This is a genomic window from Actinokineospora sp. NPDC051303, assembly GCF_055586285.1.
This window is the reverse complement of the sequence record NZ_JBVJIN010000052.1, coordinates 1-18536: the sequence shown is the minus strand read 5'-3', so window position 1 is coordinate 18536 and position 18536 is coordinate 1. Positions and strand designations below refer to the sequence as shown.

The 18536-nt window shown below is 71.8% G+C and carries 14 protein-coding genes; 4 read left to right on the top strand and 10 right to left on the bottom strand.

Going from position 1 to position 18536, the window contains the following annotated elements; all coding sequences use genetic code 11:
- Positions 1-40 precede the first annotated feature (40 nt).
- Both ACZ6SD_RS27400 and gltB read right to left on the bottom strand, forming a co-directional pair.
- The gene (locus tag ACZ6SD_RS27400) at positions 41-1561 is read right to left on the bottom strand and encodes a glutamate synthase subunit beta (RefSeq protein ID WP_465319877.1); all 1521 of its coding nucleotides are present in this window, start codon (positions 1559-1561) and stop codon (positions 41-43) included.
- Positions 1562-1647: 86 nt separating this feature from the next.
- Positions 1648-6252: a glutamate synthase large subunit gene (gltB, locus tag ACZ6SD_RS27395; protein WP_465319876.1), complete on the bottom strand. Its 4605-nt coding sequence runs from the start codon at positions 6250-6252 to the stop codon at positions 1648-1650.
- A gap of 499 nt (positions 6253-6751) precedes the next feature.
- Between gltB and ACZ6SD_RS27390 the strand changes: the two genes are divergently transcribed.
- The 3 genes from ACZ6SD_RS27390 to ACZ6SD_RS27380 all read left to right on the top strand — a co-directional run bounded on the left by ACZ6SD_RS27390 (position 6752) and on the right by ACZ6SD_RS27380 (position 9702).
- Entirely contained in the window at positions 6752-7678 is a 927-nt protein-coding gene (locus ACZ6SD_RS27390; protein ID WP_465319875.1) for an ABC transporter substrate-binding protein, read from the top strand.
- A gap of 58 nt (positions 7679-7736) precedes the next feature.
- Entirely contained in the window at positions 7737-8768 is a 1032-nt protein-coding gene (locus ACZ6SD_RS27385; protein WP_465319874.1) for a FecCD family ABC transporter permease, read from the top strand.
- 154 nt (positions 8769-8922) lie between these two features.
- Positions 8923-9702 (top strand): ABC transporter ATP-binding protein, encoded by a 780-nt coding sequence (locus tag ACZ6SD_RS27380; RefSeq protein WP_465319873.1) that lies wholly within the window; start codon positions 8923-8925, stop codon positions 9700-9702.
- A gap of 10 nt (positions 9703-9712) precedes the next feature.
- Here the strand turns inward: ACZ6SD_RS27380 and ACZ6SD_RS27375 are convergent, their stop codons facing one another.
- From ACZ6SD_RS27375 to ACZ6SD_RS27340, 8 genes are all read right to left on the bottom strand, one after another.
- On the bottom strand, positions 9713-10606 hold the full coding sequence (locus tag ACZ6SD_RS27375; RefSeq protein WP_465319872.1) for a bifunctional methylenetetrahydrofolate dehydrogenase/methenyltetrahydrofolate cyclohydrolase: 894 nt from the start codon (positions 10604-10606) through the stop codon (positions 9713-9715).
- An 11-nt stretch (positions 10607-10617) separates the two neighbouring features.
- Entirely contained in the window at positions 10618-11799 is a 1182-nt protein-coding gene (lgt, locus tag ACZ6SD_RS27370) for a prolipoprotein diacylglyceryl transferase (protein WP_465319871.1), read from the bottom strand.
- Between the two features lie 48 nt (positions 11800-11847).
- Positions 11848-12402 carry a Uma2 family endonuclease gene (locus ACZ6SD_RS27365; protein WP_465319898.1) on the bottom strand — a complete coding sequence of 185 codons (555 nt, stop codon included), beginning with the start codon at positions 12400-12402 and terminating at the stop codon, positions 11848-11850.
- Positions 12403-12541: 139 nt separating this feature from the next.
- Positions 12542-13336: a tryptophan synthase subunit alpha gene (gene trpA, locus ACZ6SD_RS27360; protein WP_465319870.1), complete on the bottom strand. Its 795-nt coding sequence runs from the start codon at positions 13334-13336 to the stop codon at positions 12542-12544.
- Positions 13337-14635 carry a tryptophan synthase subunit beta gene (gene trpB / locus ACZ6SD_RS27355; RefSeq protein WP_465319869.1) on the bottom strand — a complete coding sequence of 433 codons (1299 nt, stop codon included), beginning with the start codon at positions 14633-14635 and terminating at the stop codon, positions 13337-13339.
- Entirely contained in the window at positions 14614-15423 is an 810-nt protein-coding gene (trpC, locus tag ACZ6SD_RS27350) for an indole-3-glycerol phosphate synthase TrpC (RefSeq protein ID WP_465319868.1), read from the bottom strand. The genes trpB and trpC overlap by 22 nt, the downstream gene beginning before the upstream one ends.
- Positions 15424-15535: 112 nt before the next feature.
- Complete coding sequence (locus ACZ6SD_RS27345) at positions 15536-16060, bottom strand: Trp biosynthesis-associated membrane protein (RefSeq protein ID WP_465319867.1); 525 nt, start codon at positions 16058-16060, stop codon at positions 15536-15538.
- On the bottom strand, positions 16053-17609 hold the full coding sequence (locus ACZ6SD_RS27340) for an anthranilate synthase component I (protein ID WP_465319866.1): 1557 nt from the start codon (positions 17607-17609) through the stop codon (positions 16053-16055). Before ACZ6SD_RS27340 ends, ACZ6SD_RS27345 begins: the two co-directional genes overlap by 8 nt.
- A 101-nt stretch (positions 17610-17710) precedes the next feature.
- On the opposite strand from ACZ6SD_RS27340, the gene ACZ6SD_RS27335 reads away from it, so the two are divergent.
- Positions 17711-18322, top strand: coding sequence for a TetR/AcrR family transcriptional regulator (locus ACZ6SD_RS27335; RefSeq protein ID WP_465319865.1), 612 nt, complete (start codon positions 17711-17713; stop codon positions 18320-18322).
- The last annotated feature ends 214 nt before the right edge of the window (positions 18323-18536 follow it).

Below are 18536 nucleotides of genomic sequence, written 5' to 3'. Positions count from 1 at the left end.
ACCCCCGGCCAGAGCCGGGGGTCTCGCTGTCCGGTGACTCCTACAGCACCGCCAGCGGAAGCGCGGTCGGGTGCACGGGGGCTGGCAAATCGGACGCGCCGGTGAGGTAGGCGTCGACTGCGTTGGCGACCGAGCGGCCCTCGGCCACCGCCCAGACGACTAGGGAGGCGCCGCGGTGGGCGTCGCCGCAGACGAAGACGCCGGGGGTGGTGGTTTGCCAGTCTTGGCCGCAGGACAGGGTGCCGCGTCGGGTCAGGGTCAGGTCCAGGGCGTCGAGCAGGGGCATGTGCTCTACGCCCTCGAAGCCGATGGCCAGCAGGACCAGGTCGGCGGGCAGCACCTGCACCTCGTCGCCGACCGGGACGACCTCGCGGATGCCGGTGGCTGGGTCCTTGCGGACCTTGACCTCCCGTAGCTGCACCGAGGTCACGTTCCCGTCCGCGTCGCCGACGAAGCGGTCCACGGCCACCGCGAACTTGCGCTCGCCGCCTTCTTCGTGCGCGGGGTAGGTGCGCAGAATCCACGGCCACACCGGCCACGGGGACCGCTCGTCGTCGCGGGTCTCGGGTGGGCGGGGGTACTGGTCGAGTTGGGTGACGCTCGCGGCGCCCTGGCGGATGGCGGTGCCGTAGCAGTCCGCGCCGGTGTCGCCGCCGCCGATGATCACCACGTGCTTGCCCGCCGCGCTGAGCTGCGCGGGGCCGTCGCCCTCGCACTCCCGGTTGGCCGGGACCAGGTGCTCCATGGCGAGGTGGACCCCGCGCAGGCCGCGCCCGGGAACGTCCGGGGCGTCCCGGCCGCGCAGCGCGCCGACCGCCAGGACCACCGCGTCGTACTCCGCGCGCAGCGCTTCCACCGACAGGGAGCCGGGGGCGCTGCCGCCGACCTCGCAGCCGGTGACGAACCGGGTGCCCTCGACGCGTAGCTGGGCCAGGCGCCGGTCGAGGACCTTCTTCTCCATCTTGAACTCGGGGATGCCGTAGCGCAGCAGGCCGCCGAGCCGGTCGTCGCGCTCGTAGACGGTGACCTCGTGGCCCGCGCGGGTGAGCTGCTGGGCGGCGGCGAGCCCGGCCGGGCCGGAGCCGACGACGGCCACCTTGCGCCCGGTGGACACCGCTGGCCGCACCGGCTCGACGTGCCCGCGCTCCCACGACACGTCGGCGATGGTGTTCTCCACCCGCTTGATGGTGACCGCGCCGCCGGACTCCGGCGCGATCGCCAGCACGCACGCCGCCTCGCACGGGGCCGGGCACAGCCTGCCGGTGAACTCGGGGAAGTTGTTCGTCGCGTGCAGCCGGTCGCTGGCGACCGCCCAGTCGCCGCGGCGCACCAGGTCGTTCCACTCCGGAATCAGGTTGCCCAGCGGGCAGCCCGCCGAGCCGGAGTGGCAGAACGGGATGCCGCAGTCCATGCAGCGGGTGGCCTGCTCGCGCACCCGCGCTTCGCGCTCGTCGGGCGTGAGGTCCGCGTAGACCTCGCGCCAGTCGCCGAGCCGGTCGTCAACCGGGCGCTTGGGCGCGTCGGCGCGCCGGACCTTGAGGAAGCCATTCGGGTCAGCCACGGAACACCTCCGAACCGGCGGACTTCCCGGCAAGCCGGGGACGACGCCGGGTGGGGACGAGGGGGGCGGGAGCGGTCGCACAGCGGTCAGCCACGGGACGCCTCCATGATCGCCTCGTCCACGTCGCGGCCTTCCGCCCGCGCGAGCCGCATCGCCGCCAGCACCCGCTGGTAGTCGCGCGGCATGACCTTGGTGAACGCCGCCGAGCGGCGCGGCCAGTCGCCCAGCAGCGACGCGGCCACCGCCGAGCCGGTCAGGTCGTGGTGCCTGCTGACGGTCTCCCGCAGCCACCGCAGGTCGTCGGGGCCGGGAGCCTGCAACTCGACCATCTCGGTGTTGACCCGGCGCGGGTCGAGGTCGAGCACGTAGGCGATGCCGCCGGACATGCCCGCGGCCAGGTTGCGGCCGGTCTCGCCGAGCACCACCGCGCGCCCGCCGGTCATGTACTCGAAGGCGTGGTCGCCCACGCCCTCGGCGACGATGACCGCGCCGGAGTTGCGCACCCCGAACCGCTCCCCCACCCGGCCGCGCAGGAAGACCTCGCCCGCGGTCGCGCCGTAGGCGATGACGTTGCCCGCGATCACCTGCCGCTCGGCGGCGAACACCGAGTCCGGGTGCGGGCGGACCACGATCCGCCCGCCGGACAGGCCCTTGCCGACGTAGTCGTTGGCGTCGCCCACCAGGTCGAGGGTGATGCCGCGCGGCAGGAACGCGCCAAGCGACTGTCCCGCCGAGCCGGTGAGCCGGATCTGGATGGTGTCCTCGGGCAGCCCGTCGCCGCCGAAGCGGCGGGTGACCTCGGAGCCGAGCAGGGTGCCCACGGTCCGGTTGACGTTGCGCACCGGCAGTTCCAGCCGCACCGGGTGCGCGTCCTCCAGCGCCGCCTCGGCAAGCTGCACGAGGGTGCGGTCCAGCGCGTGCTCAAGGCCGTGGTCCTGCGCGCGGACCCGGCGGCGGGCGGTGCCGTAGCGGGTCTCCGGGACGGCGAACACCGGGGTGAGGTCTAGGCCCTGGGCTTTCCAGTGCTCGACGGCGCGGTCGGTGTCGAGCAGCTCGGCGTGCCCGATCGCGTCGTCCAGCGTGCGGAACCCCAGTGCGGCAAGGTGTTCGCGGACTTCCTGCGCCACGAACCGGAAGTAGTTTACGATGTGCTCGGCCTGGCCGGTGTACCGCTTGCGCAGCACCGGGTTCTGCGTCGCGACACCGACCGGGCAGGTGTCCAAATGGCACACGCGCATCATCACGCAGCCCGCGACGATCAGCGGCGCGGTGGCGAAGCCGTATTCCTCCGCGCCGAGCAGCGCGGCGACGATCACGTCGCGCCCGGTCTTGAGCCCGCCGTCGACCTGCACCGTGATGCGGTCGCGCAAACCGTTGAGCAGCAAGGTCTGCTGGGTCTCGGCGAGGCCGATCTCCCACGGTGTGCCCGCGTGCTTGAGCGAGTTCAGCGGGGACGCGCCGGTGCCGCCGTCGTGCCCGGAGATCAGCACCACGTCGGCGTGCGCCTTGGACACCCCAGCCGCGACGGTGCCAACGCCTGTCTCACTGACCAGCTTCACGTGGACGCGGGCGTTCTCGTTGGCGTTCTTGAGATCGTGGATGAGCTGCGCCAGGTCCTCGATCGAGTAGATGTCGTGGTGCGGCGGCGGCGAGATCAGTCCGACACCCGCGGTGGAGTGCCGGGTGCGCGCGATCCACGGGTAGACCTTGTTCGGCGGCAACTGCCCGCCCTCGCCGGGTTTCGCGCCCTGCGCCATCTTGATCTGGATGTCGTCGGCGTTGACCAGGTACTCGCTGGTGACCCCGAACCGTCCACTCGCGACCTGCTTGATGGCCGACCGCCGCCGGGAATCGTAGAGCCGCCCAGGGTCCTCGCCGCCCTCGCCGGTGTTGGACCGGCCGCCGATCATGTTCATCGCGATCGCCAGCGTCTCGTGCGCCTCGGCCGAGATCGAGCCGTAGGACATGGCGCCGGTGTTGAACCGGGTCAGGATCGCCTCGACCGGCTCGACCTCGTCGATCGGGATCGGCGCCCTGCCCTCGGTCTTGAACGCGAACAGCCCGCGCAGCGCGCCGCCCGCGCGGTTGAGCCGCTCCACCTCGGCGGTGTACTCCCGGTACACGGCCTCGCGGCCGGTGCGGGTGGCGTGCTGGAGCAGGAACACGGTCTCCGGGCTGAACAGGTGCAGTTCGCCCTCGCGCCGGTAGGCGTACTCGCCACCGACGTCGAGGCCGCGGTGGACGCGGTCGGTCGGGTTGTCCGGGTGCGCGCGGCGGTGCCGGGCCGCGGCCTCCTCGGCGAGCACGTCGAGGCCGACGCCGCCGAGCTTGGACGTCGTGCCGGTGAAGTACTCGTCCAGCAGGTCGTTGGCCAAGCCGAAGGACTCGAAGACCTGCGCGGCGGTGTAGGCGCCGACCGTCGAGATGCCCATCTTGGACATGATCTTGAGCACGCCCTTGACCAGCGCGCGCACGTAGTTGCGCACGGCGGCGCGCGGCTCGACGCCGGTGATCGCGCCGCTGGCGATCATGTCCTCGATGGTCTCGAACGCCAGGTACGGGTTCACCGCCGCGGCGCCGTAGCCGAGCAGCAGCGCCACGTGGTGCACCTCGCGGGCGTCGCCGCTCTCCACGACCAGCGCGACCCGCAGCCGCTCCTTGGTGCGCACCAGGTGGTGGTGCACGGCCGAGACCAGCAGCAGCGACGGGATCGGCGCCATCCGGTGGTCGGAGTCGCGGTCGGAGAGCACCAGCGTGCGCGCCCCGGCGGCGATCGCCTCGGACGCCTCCCGGCGCACCCGCTCCACCGCCGCGGCGAGCGCCGCGCCCCCGCCGTCCACTTCGTACAGTCCCGAAAGGACAGTGCAGGCGAAGCCGGGCAGGTCCCCGTCGTCGTTGACGTGGATGAGCTTGGCCAGCTCGTCGTTGTCGATCACCGGGTACGGCAGCTGGATGTGCCGACAGGACGCCGGTCCCGGCTCAAGCAGGTTCTGCTCCGGGCCCATGATCCGCTGCACGGAGGTGACGATCTCCTCGCGGATCGCGTCCAGCGGCGGGTTGGTGACCTGGGCGAAGTTCTGCTTGAAGTAGTCGTAGAGCAGCCGCGCCCGCTGCGAGAGCGCTGCGGGCGGGGTGTCGGTGCCCATCGACCCGATCGGCTCGGCCCCGGTGACGGCCATCGGGGTGAGCAGGATCTTGAGCTCCTCCTCGGTGTAGCCGAAGGTGAGCTGGCGGCGCAGCACCGACTCGTGGGTCTGCACCACGTGCTCGCGGTCGGGCAGGTCGGCGATCTTGAGCAGTCCGGCGTGCAGCCATTCCTCGTACGGCAGCGCCGCGGCCAGCTCGGCCTTGACCTCGCGGTCGTCCACGATCCGACCAGCCGCGGTGTCCACAAGGAACATCCGGCCCGGCTGCAACCGGCCCTTGGCCACGACCTGGTCCGGCGGCACGTCCAGCACGCCGGTCTCGCTGGCCAGCACCACCCGGTCGTCGGCCAGCCGCCACCAGCGGGCCGGGCGCAGGCCGTTGCGGTCGAGCACCGCGCCGACCAGGGCCCCGTCGGTGAAGGTCACGCACGCCGGGCCGTCCCAGGGCTCCATCAGGCTCGCGTGGAACTGGTAGAACGCCCGCAGCCCGCGGTCCATGGTGACGGTGGTCTGGCCGTCCGCCTGGTCGCTGCCGACCGGGGTGTTCTCCCACGCCTCCGGGATCATCATCAGCACCGCGTGCGGCAGCGACCGGCCGCCCAGGTGCAGCAGTTCCAGCACCTCGTCGAACGACGCGGAGTCCGAGCCGTCCGGGTCCACGATCGGGAACAGCCGGGTCAGGTCGCCGGGCAGCAGCGCGGACTCCAGCAGCGCCTCGCGCGCGCGCATCCGGTTCCGGTTGCCGCGCACGGTGTTGATCTCGCCGTTGTGCGCGACGTAGCGGAACGGGTGCGCCAGCGGCCAAGACGGGAAGGTGTTCGTGGAGAACCGCGAGTGCACCAGCGCGATCGCGGTCACCAACCGGGGGTCGCGCAGGTCCGGGAAGAACGCCGGAACCTGAGCGGTGGTCAGCATTCCCTTGTAGACCATCGTCCGGGAAGACAGCGACGGGAAGTAGGTGCCGCAGTCGGCCACTGCGCTGTCCCGCTCGACTCGCTTGCGCAGGCAGAACGCGAGCCGGTCCAGCTCGATCCCGGTGGGACGCGCGCCGTGCGCGTCCGGCTCTGCCGCGACGAACGGCATGGCGAAGTGCGGCATGACCGAACGGGCGGTGGGGCCGATGTCGGCACCGTCCACATCGACCGGCACCTCGCGCCAGCCCAGCACCCGCAGGCCCTCCTCCTCGGCGATCCGCTCCACGAGGTTGACCGCCTTCTCCCGGTCGCCCGGGTGGGCGGGCAGGAACGCCAGGCCGGTCGCGTAGGCGTGCGCGCCGTCGGAATCCGGTTCAGGCAGCGGGAAATCGACCTCGTCGCGCAGCAGCGCGTCGGGCAACTGCACGAGGATGCCCGCGCCGTCGCCACTGGTCGGCTCGGCCCCCGCGGCGCCCCGGTGCTCCAGGTTGGCCAGCGCGGTGAGCGCGTCGGTCACGATGGCGTGCGAGCGGCGGCCCCGGATGTCGGCGACCATGGCGACCCCGCACGCGTCGCGCTCCTGGGCCGGGTCGTAGAGCCCCTGGGGGCGTGGCAGGGCGGAAAAGATCATGAGCGGGGGCCTCCTGTCTGCGATCTCGCGCTCAGGTCGGTCGTTGCTGGTGGGCAAACCGGCTGCTAAGCGCGGGACGGCAGCGGCCCGCGGATGTTCCGAGCTTAACAGTCCTGAAACGAGCAAGACACCTTTGTCGGCCCGGGGGTACACCTGCGGGCTTGCCGCTGGGGGGACTGAGGTAGCGCGGCGTGACGCGCCCGAAGACGCGCCGGGAGATCATTCCTGGCTCCTCAGCATATCGGAATATCCACCTACCCACAGGTAAGCGCGCGGCGGCAGTGCTAGCGTCACTGCGCCGGGCTCGCCCCGGCGACACACGACGGCAGCGAAGTCCGGTGCGAATCCGGCGCTGTCCCGCAACTGTGGTGGTCCCGCACGGGACCCGAGCCAGGTCGCCTGCCGCCGGTGTCGACGCCATCCGCCCCCGGCGCAGGGGCGGCGCGTCCCGGGCGAACCGGGCCCGCCGCCGCGCGCGAGCCACGACCCGAGGTCCACGATGACACAGTCGGCCGTCCGACGCTTGGTCGCCGCGACACTGCTGATCGGCGCGCTCACCGGGTGCGCCACCCGCGAACAGCCCGCCGAGACCGCACCGCCGCCGAGCGCGAGCTTCCCGGTCACGCTCACCGCGCCCGGCGGCGCCCAGGTGACTCTGGCCAAGCGGCCCGAGAAGATCGTCTCGCTGTCCTCCAGCGCCACCGAGGGGCTGTTCGCGGTCGGCGCGGGCAAGCAGGTGGTCGCGGTGGACGACCAGTCGAACTTCCCCGCCGAGGCTCCCCGCACGGCGCTGTCGGGGCTCACCGTGAACGTCGAGGCCCTGGGCGCCTACTCCCCCGACCTGGTCGTCGCCGCCGCGGACGCGGGCGACCTGGTGGCGGGCCTGGGCAGGCTGTCCGTTCCGGTGCTGATCCTGCCCTCGGCCACCTCGCTCGACGACGTGTACGGGCAGCTCGACCTGCTCGGCAAGGCCACCGGCCACCCGGCCGAAGCCGCCGATCTGGTGGCGCGGATGCGCGCGGACGTCGACAAGATCGTCCGGGACACACCCAAGAAAGCGCTGTCGTACTACCACGAACTGGACACCGAGCTGTACTCGGTGACGTCGAAGACGTTCATCGGCGGCGTGTACGGCCTGTTCGGACTGACCAATGTGGCCGATGCCGCCGACGTCGACGCGGGCGGCTACCCGAAGCTGTCCAACGAGTACGTGATCAAGGCCAATCCCGCGCTGGTGTTCCTCGCCGACACCAAGTGCTGCGCGCAGACCCCGCAGACCGTGGGCGCGCGCCCGGGGTGGGACACCATCGACGCGGTGCGCCAGGGCAACGTGGTCGTCTTGGACGACGACATCGCCTCCCGCTGGGGCCCGCGCGTGGTCGACCTGGTGCGCGCGGTCGCCGACGCGGTCACGAAAGCGGGCTGAGCTGACGGTGGGCACGCGACGCGCCCGGCCGACCCGGGCGAAGGCGAGCTGAGCCGCCGTGGACGCGCGGCGGACTCGGCTGACCCCGCTGGTGCTGGCAGCGGGGGTGCTGGCCCTGCTGGCGGCGGTCACGGTGTCGACTCTGCTGGGCGCGGCCGAGCTGGGCTGGACCCGGGTCGCGCGCGAGATCGTCGCGCAGCTCACCGGCGGGATGTCGCCGCTGAGCGAGCGGGAGGCCGCGATCGTCTGGCAGGTGCGCCTGCCCCGGGTGCTGCTGGCCGGGCTGGTCGGCGCGGCGCTCGCGGTGTCCGGCGCGGCGTTCCAGGGCGTGTTCCGCAACCCGCTCGCCGACCCGTACCTGCTCGGCGCGGCGGCGGGCGCGGGCATGGCGGCCACCATCGTGGTGGTCGCCGCGCCCGCCGCGGCCGGCTGGGTGATCGGACCGCTGCCGCTGGCGGCGTTCGCGGGCGCGCTGGGCGGGGTCGGGCTGACCTGGCTGCTGGGCCGCTCGGCTGGCGGTGGGACGGCGGTGCTGCTGCTGTCCGGGGTCGCGGTGGCGGCGTTCCTGACCGCGATCCAGACCTTCGCGCAGCAGCTCAACACCGACACGATCAAGCAGGTCTACACCTGGATGCTGGGCGGGCTGAACACCAGCGGCTGGCACGAGGTGCTGCTGACCCTGCCCTACATCACGGTGGCCGCGATCGTGCTGTGCCTGTCCGCGCGCCTGCTCGACGTCCTCGCCGTCGGCGACGACGAGGCGGCGTCGCTGGGCGTGCGGCCGGGGCGGGTGCGGCTCTACGTGCTGCTCGCCGCGTCCCTGGCCACCGCGGCGGCGGTCGCGGTGAGCGGGCTGATCGGGTTCGTGGGAATCGTGGTCCCGCACGTCGTGCGGCTGCTCGCCGGGGCCAGCTACCGCGTGGTGGTGCCGCTGTCCCTGCTGGGCGGGGCGGTGTTCCTGATCGTGGCCGACCAGCTCGCCCGCACCGTCGTCGCGCCAGCCGAACTGCCGATCGGCGTGATCACCGCGTTCACCGGGGCCCCGTTCTTCGTGCTGGTCCTGCGCACCAACCGGGACCGGGTCCGATGAGCGAGCTCACGACCCAGCGCACGCCGAACGGGCGAGTTGGCGCCGCGAGCGTCGGCGCACCGCGACCGAAGGGGCGAGGTGGACAGGTGAGCACGCGCGCGAGCGAATCGTCAGCACAGGGTCCGCTGGGCCGCCGGGCGGGTGCGGTGGTCTGGTGAGCGGCCTGGTCCTGCGCGGGGTCGCCGCGGGCTACGGCGGGCGGCCAGCGGTGTCGTCGGTGTCGTTCGAGGTGCCCACTGGCAGTTGGCTGGCGATCATCGGCCCCAACGGGGCGGGCAAGTCGACGCTGCTCAAGGCCATCGCGGGCCTGGTCCCCAGCACCGGCGAGATCCGCCTGGACGGGGTGGCCACCGCGGCGCTGCCCACCCGGGCCCGCGCCCGCGCCATCGGGTACGCCCCGCAGACCCCGCTGATCCCGGACGGCCTGACCGTCACCGACTACGTCCTGCTCGGCCGCACCCCGCACCTGGGCGCACTCGCCCGCGAGGGCCCGCGCGACCTGGCCATCGTGGCGCAGGTCCTGGCCCGGCTCGACCTCGCCGCGCTGGCGGGCCGCCCCCTGCGCACCCTGTCCGGCGGCGAGCGCCAGCGGGCGGTGCTGGCCCGGGTGCTGGCCCAACAGGCGGGGCTGCTGCTCCTGGACGAGCCCACGACCGGCCTCGACATCGGCCACGCGCAGTCCCTGCTCGAACTGGTGGACCGCCTCCGTGCGGAAGACGGCGCCACCGTCGTCACCACCCTGCACGACCTGACCCTGGCCGCCCAGTACGCCGACCGCCTCCTCCTGCTCGACAACGGCGCTCCCGTCGCGGTGGGCGCCCCCGACGAGGTGCTGCGGCAGGAGATCGTGGCCCGGCACTACGCGGCGGAGGTGGAGGTCCTGACCACCGCCCGGGGCCACCGGGTAGTCGTCCCCACCCGCCCCAGGGCGTGACGCGCCAGGGTCAGCCGTGGGTGTTGCGGTAGAGGCGGACGAGGTTGCGCAAGGCCATGGTGACCGTCATCGGGCCGACGCGCGGGGCGAAGGCGCCCGCGGTGTCGGTGATGTCCTCGGCGAAGTTACGCAGGGTGGAGAAGTTGACGCAGGTCGCGCCGGGTTTGATTTCGTCGGGCCGCACGAGGGGGAAGTCGCGGGACGGGACGCCGGTGACGACGATGTCGGCCTCGGCGAGGGCGGTCGCGCGGTCGACGTCAACATCGCGGACATCGCGGGAGTCGGGGAGGAAAAGCTGCGGGCCGTCGGCGTCGAACGAGGTGACGGTGGCGCCGTCGTTGGCCATCATGGCGGCCAGCGGCTTGCCCACGATCTCGCTGCGGTTGAACACGCAGGCGCGCAGGCCCGACAGCGGGGCGGCGGTGTCCGGCGCGGTGATCCCGCTGTCCTCGACCAGTTTCAGGATCGCCAGCGGGGTGCACGGCAGCAGTGCCCGCTTGGTGCGCTCGGCGTCGATGAAGCGGCGGTTCTCGTAGAGGCAGCGGCTCCAGAACGAGTGCAGGCCCTCGACGTCCTTGCGCGGGTCGACCAGCTCGCGCAGCCAGCGGTCCCGTTCGGGGCCGTTGACCGGGTAGTAGACGAACAGGCCGTGCACCCCGTCGTCGTTGCCCGCGTCGCGCACGGCGCGCTCGACGTCGGCCGGGGCCAGGACCCGCAGGTCGAAGGTGATGCCGACCGACTCGCAGCCGCGCCGGGTGTAGTCGGCGTAGGTCTTGGACGGGCCGTGGTCGTCCACCAGGAACCCAGCCAGGGTGAGAGGCTCGGGAATCTGGGCGACGTCGGCGCGGATCTCGGCGCGAAACGCCTCGGCGAGGGCCGCGGGGTCGAGGATGCGTGCGGTCACGGGCTCCCCGTTCAGTCCGCGTCCTTGTTCCCCGACGTCACTGACTCGGCGGGCTGCCCAGACGCCGCTTTCTGATCCGGGTCGGACGCGGCCTTGGCCGTCGAGCCACCGGCCTGATCCGGCTTGGCGGACTCAGCCGTGTCCACGGCCTGCTCTGGCTCGCTCTCCTTGGCCGAGCCCGCGACCTGATCCACGTCATCGGACGCGGTGCTCTCAGCGGTGTCCGACTCAGCGGTGTCCGATGCATCCGTGTCCGCCGCGGCGTCCGCGTCCGCGGGCTCCTGGTCCTTGTCCGGGGCGACGGCGAGCGCCGAGAGGTCTTCGCGCCCCCCGCGCTTGGCGGCCAGGATGTAGTAGACGATGGCGCCGAGGAACAGCACGATCGAGGTCCACACGTTGATGCGCAGGCCCAGGACCATGGTGGCCGGGTCGGTGCGCATCATCTCGATCACGCCGCGGCCCAGGGTGTATCCGGCGACGTAGAGGGCGAACACGCGCCCGTGGCCCAGCCGGAGCTTGCGGTCGGCGAGGACGATGAGCGCGGCGACGATGAGGTTCCAGACCAGCTCGTACAGGAACGTCGGGTGGACTGGGCTGTTGTCGATCAGCGTGTGGTCGATCGCGACGCCGTTGAGCGGGTCGTCCAGGCCGGTGGTCTCGTTGATCCGCCGGTAGATCTCCAGACCCCACGGCAGGTCGGTCGGGCCGCCGTAGAGCTCCTGGTTGAAGTAGTTGCCGATCCGCCCGACGGCCTGCGCGGTGACGATGCCCGGCGCGACCGCGTCGGCGAACACCGGCAGCGGCACCCCCTTGCGCCTGCACCCGATCCACGCGCCCACCGCGCCCAGGGCGATCGCGCCCCAGATGCCGAGCCCGCCGTCCCAGATGCGCAGGGCGTTGAGCGGGTCCTTGCCCTCACCGAAGTACCGGTAGTAGTCCGTGGCGACGTGGTAGAGCCTGCCGCCGACCAGCCCGAACGGCACCGCGTACACGGCCACGTCGATGACGGTCCCCGCCGCGCCACCTCGCGCGACGAGCCGCCGCTCGCCCCACCAGATGGCCACGATGATCCCCGCGATGATGCACAGCGCGTACGCCCGCAGCGGGAGGGTGATGAACCCCAGGTCCAGCTCCCACACACCGCGGTCGGGGCTCGGGATGCTCGCCAGGATCAGGTTGGAGGCGCTCGTCACGGGGCCAACCGTAACGGGACCGCGTGTCGCGCCGGTGAAGAGGTCCCGTCAGACGAGCACGAGATCCACCGCGAAGGGCTCGGCGAACCGCAACCGGCCCCCCTCGCTCTTCGCGACTGGCACGTAGTCGTCCCTGTGGAGCCGGAAGAGCGTGGCCTCGGCAGGCTCCCCAGCCGGATCGACCAGCAGGAAGTACGGAATCCGTGCCTCGGCGTAGAGAACCCGCTTCAACGCCTTGTCATGTGTCCGAGACGACGGCGAGATCACCTCGACCACCAGCAGGATGTCTTCTGCTTGGTAATAGACGATATTGGCCCCAGGGACGGTGGTGATGGCCAAGTCAGGAATGAGCAGACGCGAGGGACTCATGAGGACGTTGACTGTCGTCATCAACTCCAGGTCGTCCGGCATCACTGTCTCAAGATCGTAAAACAAGCGCTGCTGCACCCGCTGATGCCGTGAACCCGGTGCCGGGCTCACGACGAGCCCTCCGTCGACAAGTTCCACCCGAAACTCTCGATCTTCGGGCAAGGCGAGGAATTGCTCCAGGGTCCACGGCAGTGAACGTTTGGGCAATCGGTAGTAGTCGTCCTCGATGGGCATGGCCACGCTGGAGTCACCTCCGAAGTCAGCCGGCTGACCCCAGTCTGGCACGCCGGCGCGGATCTGATGGAGCGCATACCCGCACCTTCGCCGGGCGCACCGACAGAAACCGGCCCTCAGCGGCCATGCAGCCCGAAGCTCACCCGATCGTGGTGGGGGTCTTGCGGACGCCCTCGGCCAGGTCCGTGACGAGGTCCCTGACCGCGGCTTCTCCCGACGAGGCGCTGGTGACCAGGGCCGAGCCGACGATGACCGCGTCCGCGAAGCCCGCGACCTCGGCAGCCTGCGCGCCCGAGCGCACGCCCAAGCCGACGCCGATGGGCAGGCTGGTGTGGGCGCGGGTGCGGGCCACCAGGCCCTCGGCCGCCGAGCCGACGGCGTCGCGGGCGCCGGTGACGCCCATGACAGCGGTGGCGTAGACGAAGCCCGACGATGCCGCCGTGGTCAGGGCGATGCGCTCCTCCGACGACGACGGCGCGACCAGGAAGATCCGGTCCAGGTCGTGCGACTGGGAGGCCGCGATCCAGTCGCTGGCCTCGTCGGGGATCAGGTCGGGGGTGATCAGGCCTAGGCCGCCAGCGGCGGCGAGGTCGCGGGCGAAGGCGTCGACGCCGTAGCGGTGGACCGGGTTCCAGTAGGTCATGACGACCGCGCGCCCACCGGCCGACGACACGGCCTCCACCACGCGGAACAGGTCACGCAGGCGGAAGCCGGAGCGCAGGGCCGTCTCTGCGGCGGCCTGGATGGTCGGGCCGTCCATGACCGGGTCGGAGTAGGGCAGGCCGACCTCGACCAGGTCGCAGCCGGAGTCGACCATGGCGCGCAGCAGCTCCGCGGAGCCGTCGACCGTGGGGAAACCGGCGGGCAGGTAGCCGATGAGCGCGGCGCGCCCCTCGGCCTTGGTCTGCGCGAACAGCGGGTCGAGCCTGCCCATCTAGGACTCCTCGTAGAAGCCGAAGTACTTCGCGGCCGTGTCCATGTCCTTGTCGCCGCGACCGGACAGGTTGACCAGGATGAACGCGTCCGGCCCCAGTTCCTGGCCGAGCTTGAGCGCCCCGGCGAGGGCGTGCGACGACTCGATCGCCGGGATGATGCCCTCGGTGCGGGAAAGCAGCTGGAAAGCGTGCATCGCCTCGGCGTCGGTGACCGAGCGGTACTCGGCGCGCGCGGTGTCCTTGAGCCAGGAGTGCTCTGGGCCGACGCCCGGGTAGTCCAGGCCCGCCGAGATCGAGTACGCCTCGATGGTCTGGCCGTCCTCGTCTTGCAGCAGGTAGGACAGCGCGCCGTGGAGCATGCCGGGCGAGCCCTCGCTGAGGGTGGCGCCGTGCTCGCCGGTCTCGATGCCCTTGCCGCCCGGCTCGATGCCGACCAGGCGCACCTCGGGGTCGTCGATGAACCCGTGGAAGATGCCGATGGCGTTGGAGCCGCCGCCGACGCAGGCGGTGACCACGTCGGGCAGCCGCCCGGTCTGCTCAAGGAACTGGGCGCGGGCCTCGATGCCGATCACCTTGTGGAAGTTGCGCACCATCACCGGGAACGGGTGGCCGCCCGCGGCGGTGCCCAGCAGGTAGTGCGTGGTGTCGACGTTGGTCACCCAGTCGCGCAGCGCCTCGTTGATGGCGTCCTTGAGGGTGCGCGAGCCGGAGGTGACCGGGATGACCTCGGCGCCGAGCAGCTTCATCCTGGCGACGTTGAGCGCCTGGCGCTGGGTGTCGACCTCGCCCATGTAGACGACGCACTCCAGGCCCATCAGCGCGCACGCGGTGGCGGTCGCCACGCCGTGCTGGCCTGCGCCGGTCTCGGCGATGACCCGCTTCTTGCCCATCCGCTTGGTGAGCAGCGCCTGGCCCAGCACGTTGTTGATCTTGTGGGAGCCGGTGTGGTTGAGGTCTTCGCGCTTGAGGAACACCCGCGCCCCGCCCGCGTGCTCGGCGAACCTCGGCGCCTCGGTGAGTAGCGACGGCCTGCCCGCGTAGTCGCGCAGGAGCCGGGCGAACTCGTCGGTGAACTCCGGGTCGAGCCGGGCCTTGTCGTACTCGGCCGACAGCTCGTCCAGCGCCCCGATCAGGGCCTCGGGCATGAACCGGCCGCCGTAGGGGCCGAAGTGGCCGCGCCCGTCCGGATCGTGCGGTCCAGGGGCGTGCGGGTCGTGCTCAGGCACCGATGCGTCCTTCTCGCCAGAGTCCGCTGAAACCTTGTCCTCGGGCCCGGTCATCGGCTGGGCCTCGGGCACGCCGGGTGCGACCCCGCCGTGACCAGCTGCACCAGCGCGGCCTTCGGGTCGTCGCTGGCCACCAGCCCCTCGCCGACCAGCACCGCGTCCGCGCCCGCGCCCGCGTAGGTCATCAGGTCGCTGGGGCCGCGCACGCCGGACTCGGCGACCTTGATCGTCTCGAACGGCAGCCCGGGGGCCAGCCGCCCGAAGACGTCCCGGTCGACCTCCAGGGTGTGCAGGTTGCGGGCGTTGACCCCGATGACCCGCGCCCCGGCCTCCAGCGCGCGATCCGCCTCCTCGGCGGTGTGCACCTCGACCAGCGCGGTCATGCCCAGCGACTCCACCCGGTCCAGCAGCGAGGTCAGGGCGTTCTGCTCCAGCGCGGCCACGATCAGCAGCACCAGGTCGGCGCCGTGCGCGCGGGCCTCGTGCACCTGGTAGGGGCTGACAATGAAGTCCTTGCGCAGCAACGGGATGTCGACCTGCGCGCGCACCGCGTCGAAGTCGGCCAGCGACCCGCCGAAGCGGCGCTGCTCGGTGAGCACGCTGATGACGCGCGCGCCAGCGGCCTCGTAGTCCTTGGCCAGCGACGCCGGGTCCGCGATGGGCGCCAAGTCGCCCTTGGACGGGCTGCGCCGCTTGACCTCGGCGATGACCCCCACATCCGAGCCGCGCAGGGCGCTCATCGCGTCCCTGGGCGGCGGCGCCTTCGCGGCCAGTTCCTTGATGGTGTCGAAGGACACGGCCGCTTCGCGAACGGCGAGGTCTTCCCGGACACCGTCGATGATCGAGTCCAGGATGCTCACTGGCCACCCTCGATCGATGTCTCGCTCGTGTAGTCGCTCACAAGCTCTGCCCCTTCCCGCCGAATTGATGCTAACTCCGGCCTGTCCCGGCATTGGGCACCGGGTCCCGCGTTCACCGGTCCGGCGCGGTGGGGTCTTCCCCCTCGGACAGCGCCTGCCACAGGTCCTGTTCGGTCCGCGCGGACTCCTTGGCCGCGCCGGGACTCTTGTACTTCCCGCCCAGCCTCGGCATCCGGTGGCCGCGCAGCAGCAGGAGAATCCCGGCGGCCACCATGAGCGCGCCGCCCGCGACGGCCAACGCCCGCCCGGCGACAGCGGCCGCGTCGACATGGGTGAGCAGTCCAGTCCAGACCGGCGCGACCCCCGCGACGGCGACGACGGCGCCGAGCACCCGCCTGGGCTGTCCGCCCAGCGCCAGCACGCCCGCCACCGCGGCCAGCGCCACCAACGCCAACGGCGCCAGGGCGGGGGCCAGCTCCGCGCCGGGCACGTCGACGGTCGCCGTCGCGTCGGTGCCCGGCCTGCTCCGCACGGCCGAGCCCCAGGCGAGCCGGGACGCCCCCCACAGCGCGGCGGCCGCGGCGGGCAGCAGCGCCACCACTATCCACAGTGGACGCCCGGAGCCGCGCTCAGCCATCGGCCCCGGTGGCCGGGACCATGGTGCCCGCCATCGCGACCGCGGCGAGCACCGCGCCCGCCTTGTTGACGCACTCGGTGTCCTCGGCCGCGGGGTCGGAGTCGGCCACGATCCCGGCGCCCGCCTGCACATAGGCCACGCCGTCGCGGATGAGCGCGGTGCGGATGGCGATGGCGGTGTCGCCGTCGCCCGCGAAGTCGAGGTAGCCGACGACCCCGCCGTAGAGGCCGCGCCGGGTGGGTTCGAGTTCCTCGATCAGCTCCATGGCGCGCGGTTTCGGGGCGCCGGAGAGCGTGCCCGCCGGGAAGCAGGCCGCCACCGCGTCGAAGGCGGTCTTGCCCTCGGCCAGCTCGCCGGTCACGGTCGAGACGATGTGCATGACGTGGCTGTAGCGCTCGACGCGGAAGAAGTCGACCACCGAGACGGTGCCCGGCTTGCAGACCCGGCCCAGGTCGTTGCGGCCGAGGTCGACGAGCATGACGTGCTCGGCGCGCTCCTTCTCGTCGGCGAGCAGGTCCTTCTCCAGGATCTGGTCTTCCTCCGGGTCGACCCCGCGCCACCGGGTGCCCGCGATGGGGTGCGTGGTGGCCCGCCCGTCGCGCACGGTGACCAGGGCTTCCGGGCTGGAGCCGACGATGCTGAACCCGTCGAGCCGCAGCAGGTACATGTACGGGCTCGGGTTGGTGGCGCGCAGGATGCGGTACACGTCGAGCGGGTCGGCCTCGGTGCGCATCTCGAACCGCTGGGAGACCACGACCTGGAACGCCTCGCCCGCCCGGATGGCCTCCTTGGCCGCGCGGACCGCGTCCTGGTACTCGCCCGGCTCGCGCTTGCGGGTGTACTCGGGCTTGGGCCGGTCGAACACGGCGGCCGTGGGCGCGGCGGGCGTCTGCAGGCCCAGCGTCATGGCGTCGAGCCGGGCCACGGCGTCGTCGTAGGCCGCGTCCACCCGCTCGGTCGAGTCGTCCCAGTTCACCGCGTTGGCGATGAGGGTGATGGCGCCCTCGTGGTGGTCGAGGGCGGCCAGGTCGGTGGCCAGGAGCATGACGAGTTCGGGCAGTTCGAGGTCGTCCTCGGCCAGTTCGGGGAGGCATTCGAGCCTGCGCACGACGTCGTAGCCGATGTAGCCGACCATGCCGCCGGTGAGCGGGGGCAGGCCGGGCAGCGGGTCGGTGTGCAGCACCCGCACGGTCTCGCGGAGCGCGTCGAGCGGGTCGCCCCCCACCGGCAGCCCGACCGGCGGCGTGCCGGTCCAGTGCGCCTCTCCCCCGGTCGCGGTGAGCGCGGCCGGGCTCCGCACCCCCACGAACGACCACCGCGACCACGAGCGCCCGTTCTCGGCGGACTCGAACAGGAAGGTGCCCGGCCGGTCCCCCGCGAGCTTGCGGTACACCCCGACCGGCGTCTCGGCGTCGGCCAGGACCCGGCGCACCACCGGGATCACCCGACGGCTCGCGGCGAGGGCGTGGAACTCCTCCCGGGTGGGACTCACCTCGCCCATGCCGGTGACAGCCGGGGGGCGGGATGAGATGCCGATCGCACTGACCATGGCGTCATTCTGCCGTAGCCACCGAAAGCTCCCCGTGGCCCGCCACCCGAGACAATTCAACATATGTGGAATGAACCTGGACCATAGTCCATGATGGTCCCGTGACCACGCGACAAGACGGCGAACGACGACGCGGACGCAGGCCCGGCGGAACTGACACCAAGGCGGCCCTACTCGCGGCGGCCCGCGAGGTGTTCACCGAACAGGGATACGACGGCGCGACCGTCCGCGCGATAGCCCGCCGCGCAGGCGTCGACCCGGCCATGGTCAACCACTGGTTCGGCGGCAAGGAGGCATTGTTCGCCCAAGCGGTGCTGCAACTGCCGTTCAACCCCCAGGAACTGATCGCCAACCTCCTCGAAGGCAACCCCAACGACATCGGCGAACGAATAGTCCGCACCTTCCTCACAACCTGGGACACCCAAGACGGCGGCGTCTTCGCAGCCCTAATCCGCAGCGTCGCAGCACACAACCAGGTGGCAAACGCCCTACGCGACTTCTTCATCAAGAACGTCTTCAGCCAACTAGCCACCGTCATATCAGTAGACGGACGAACCGACCTACGAGCGAACCTAGTGGCATCCCAGATGATCGGCCTGGGCATGGTCCGCTACGTAGCGGAGTTCGAGCCCCTGGCGAGCACAGACATCGAAACCTTGGTCAAGGCAGTAGGCCCCACCCTCCAGCGTTACCTCAACGGCCCCATCGACTGACCAACAACCACCCCCACCCCCGAGAGGTGAAGCAAGAAGCGAACCCACCCAACCCCCCACGAAGCCGAACCAGCGCCCGCCAGGTGCTCAATGGGCCAGAGCAGCGAACACAACCCCGACCAGGCCGAACCAGCGCTCGCCCAGTGCTCGATGGGGTGGAGTGGTTTCTTTGGGGGTGAAGGAAGATCCCTAAACTTGCCGTGGTCGTGGGGCC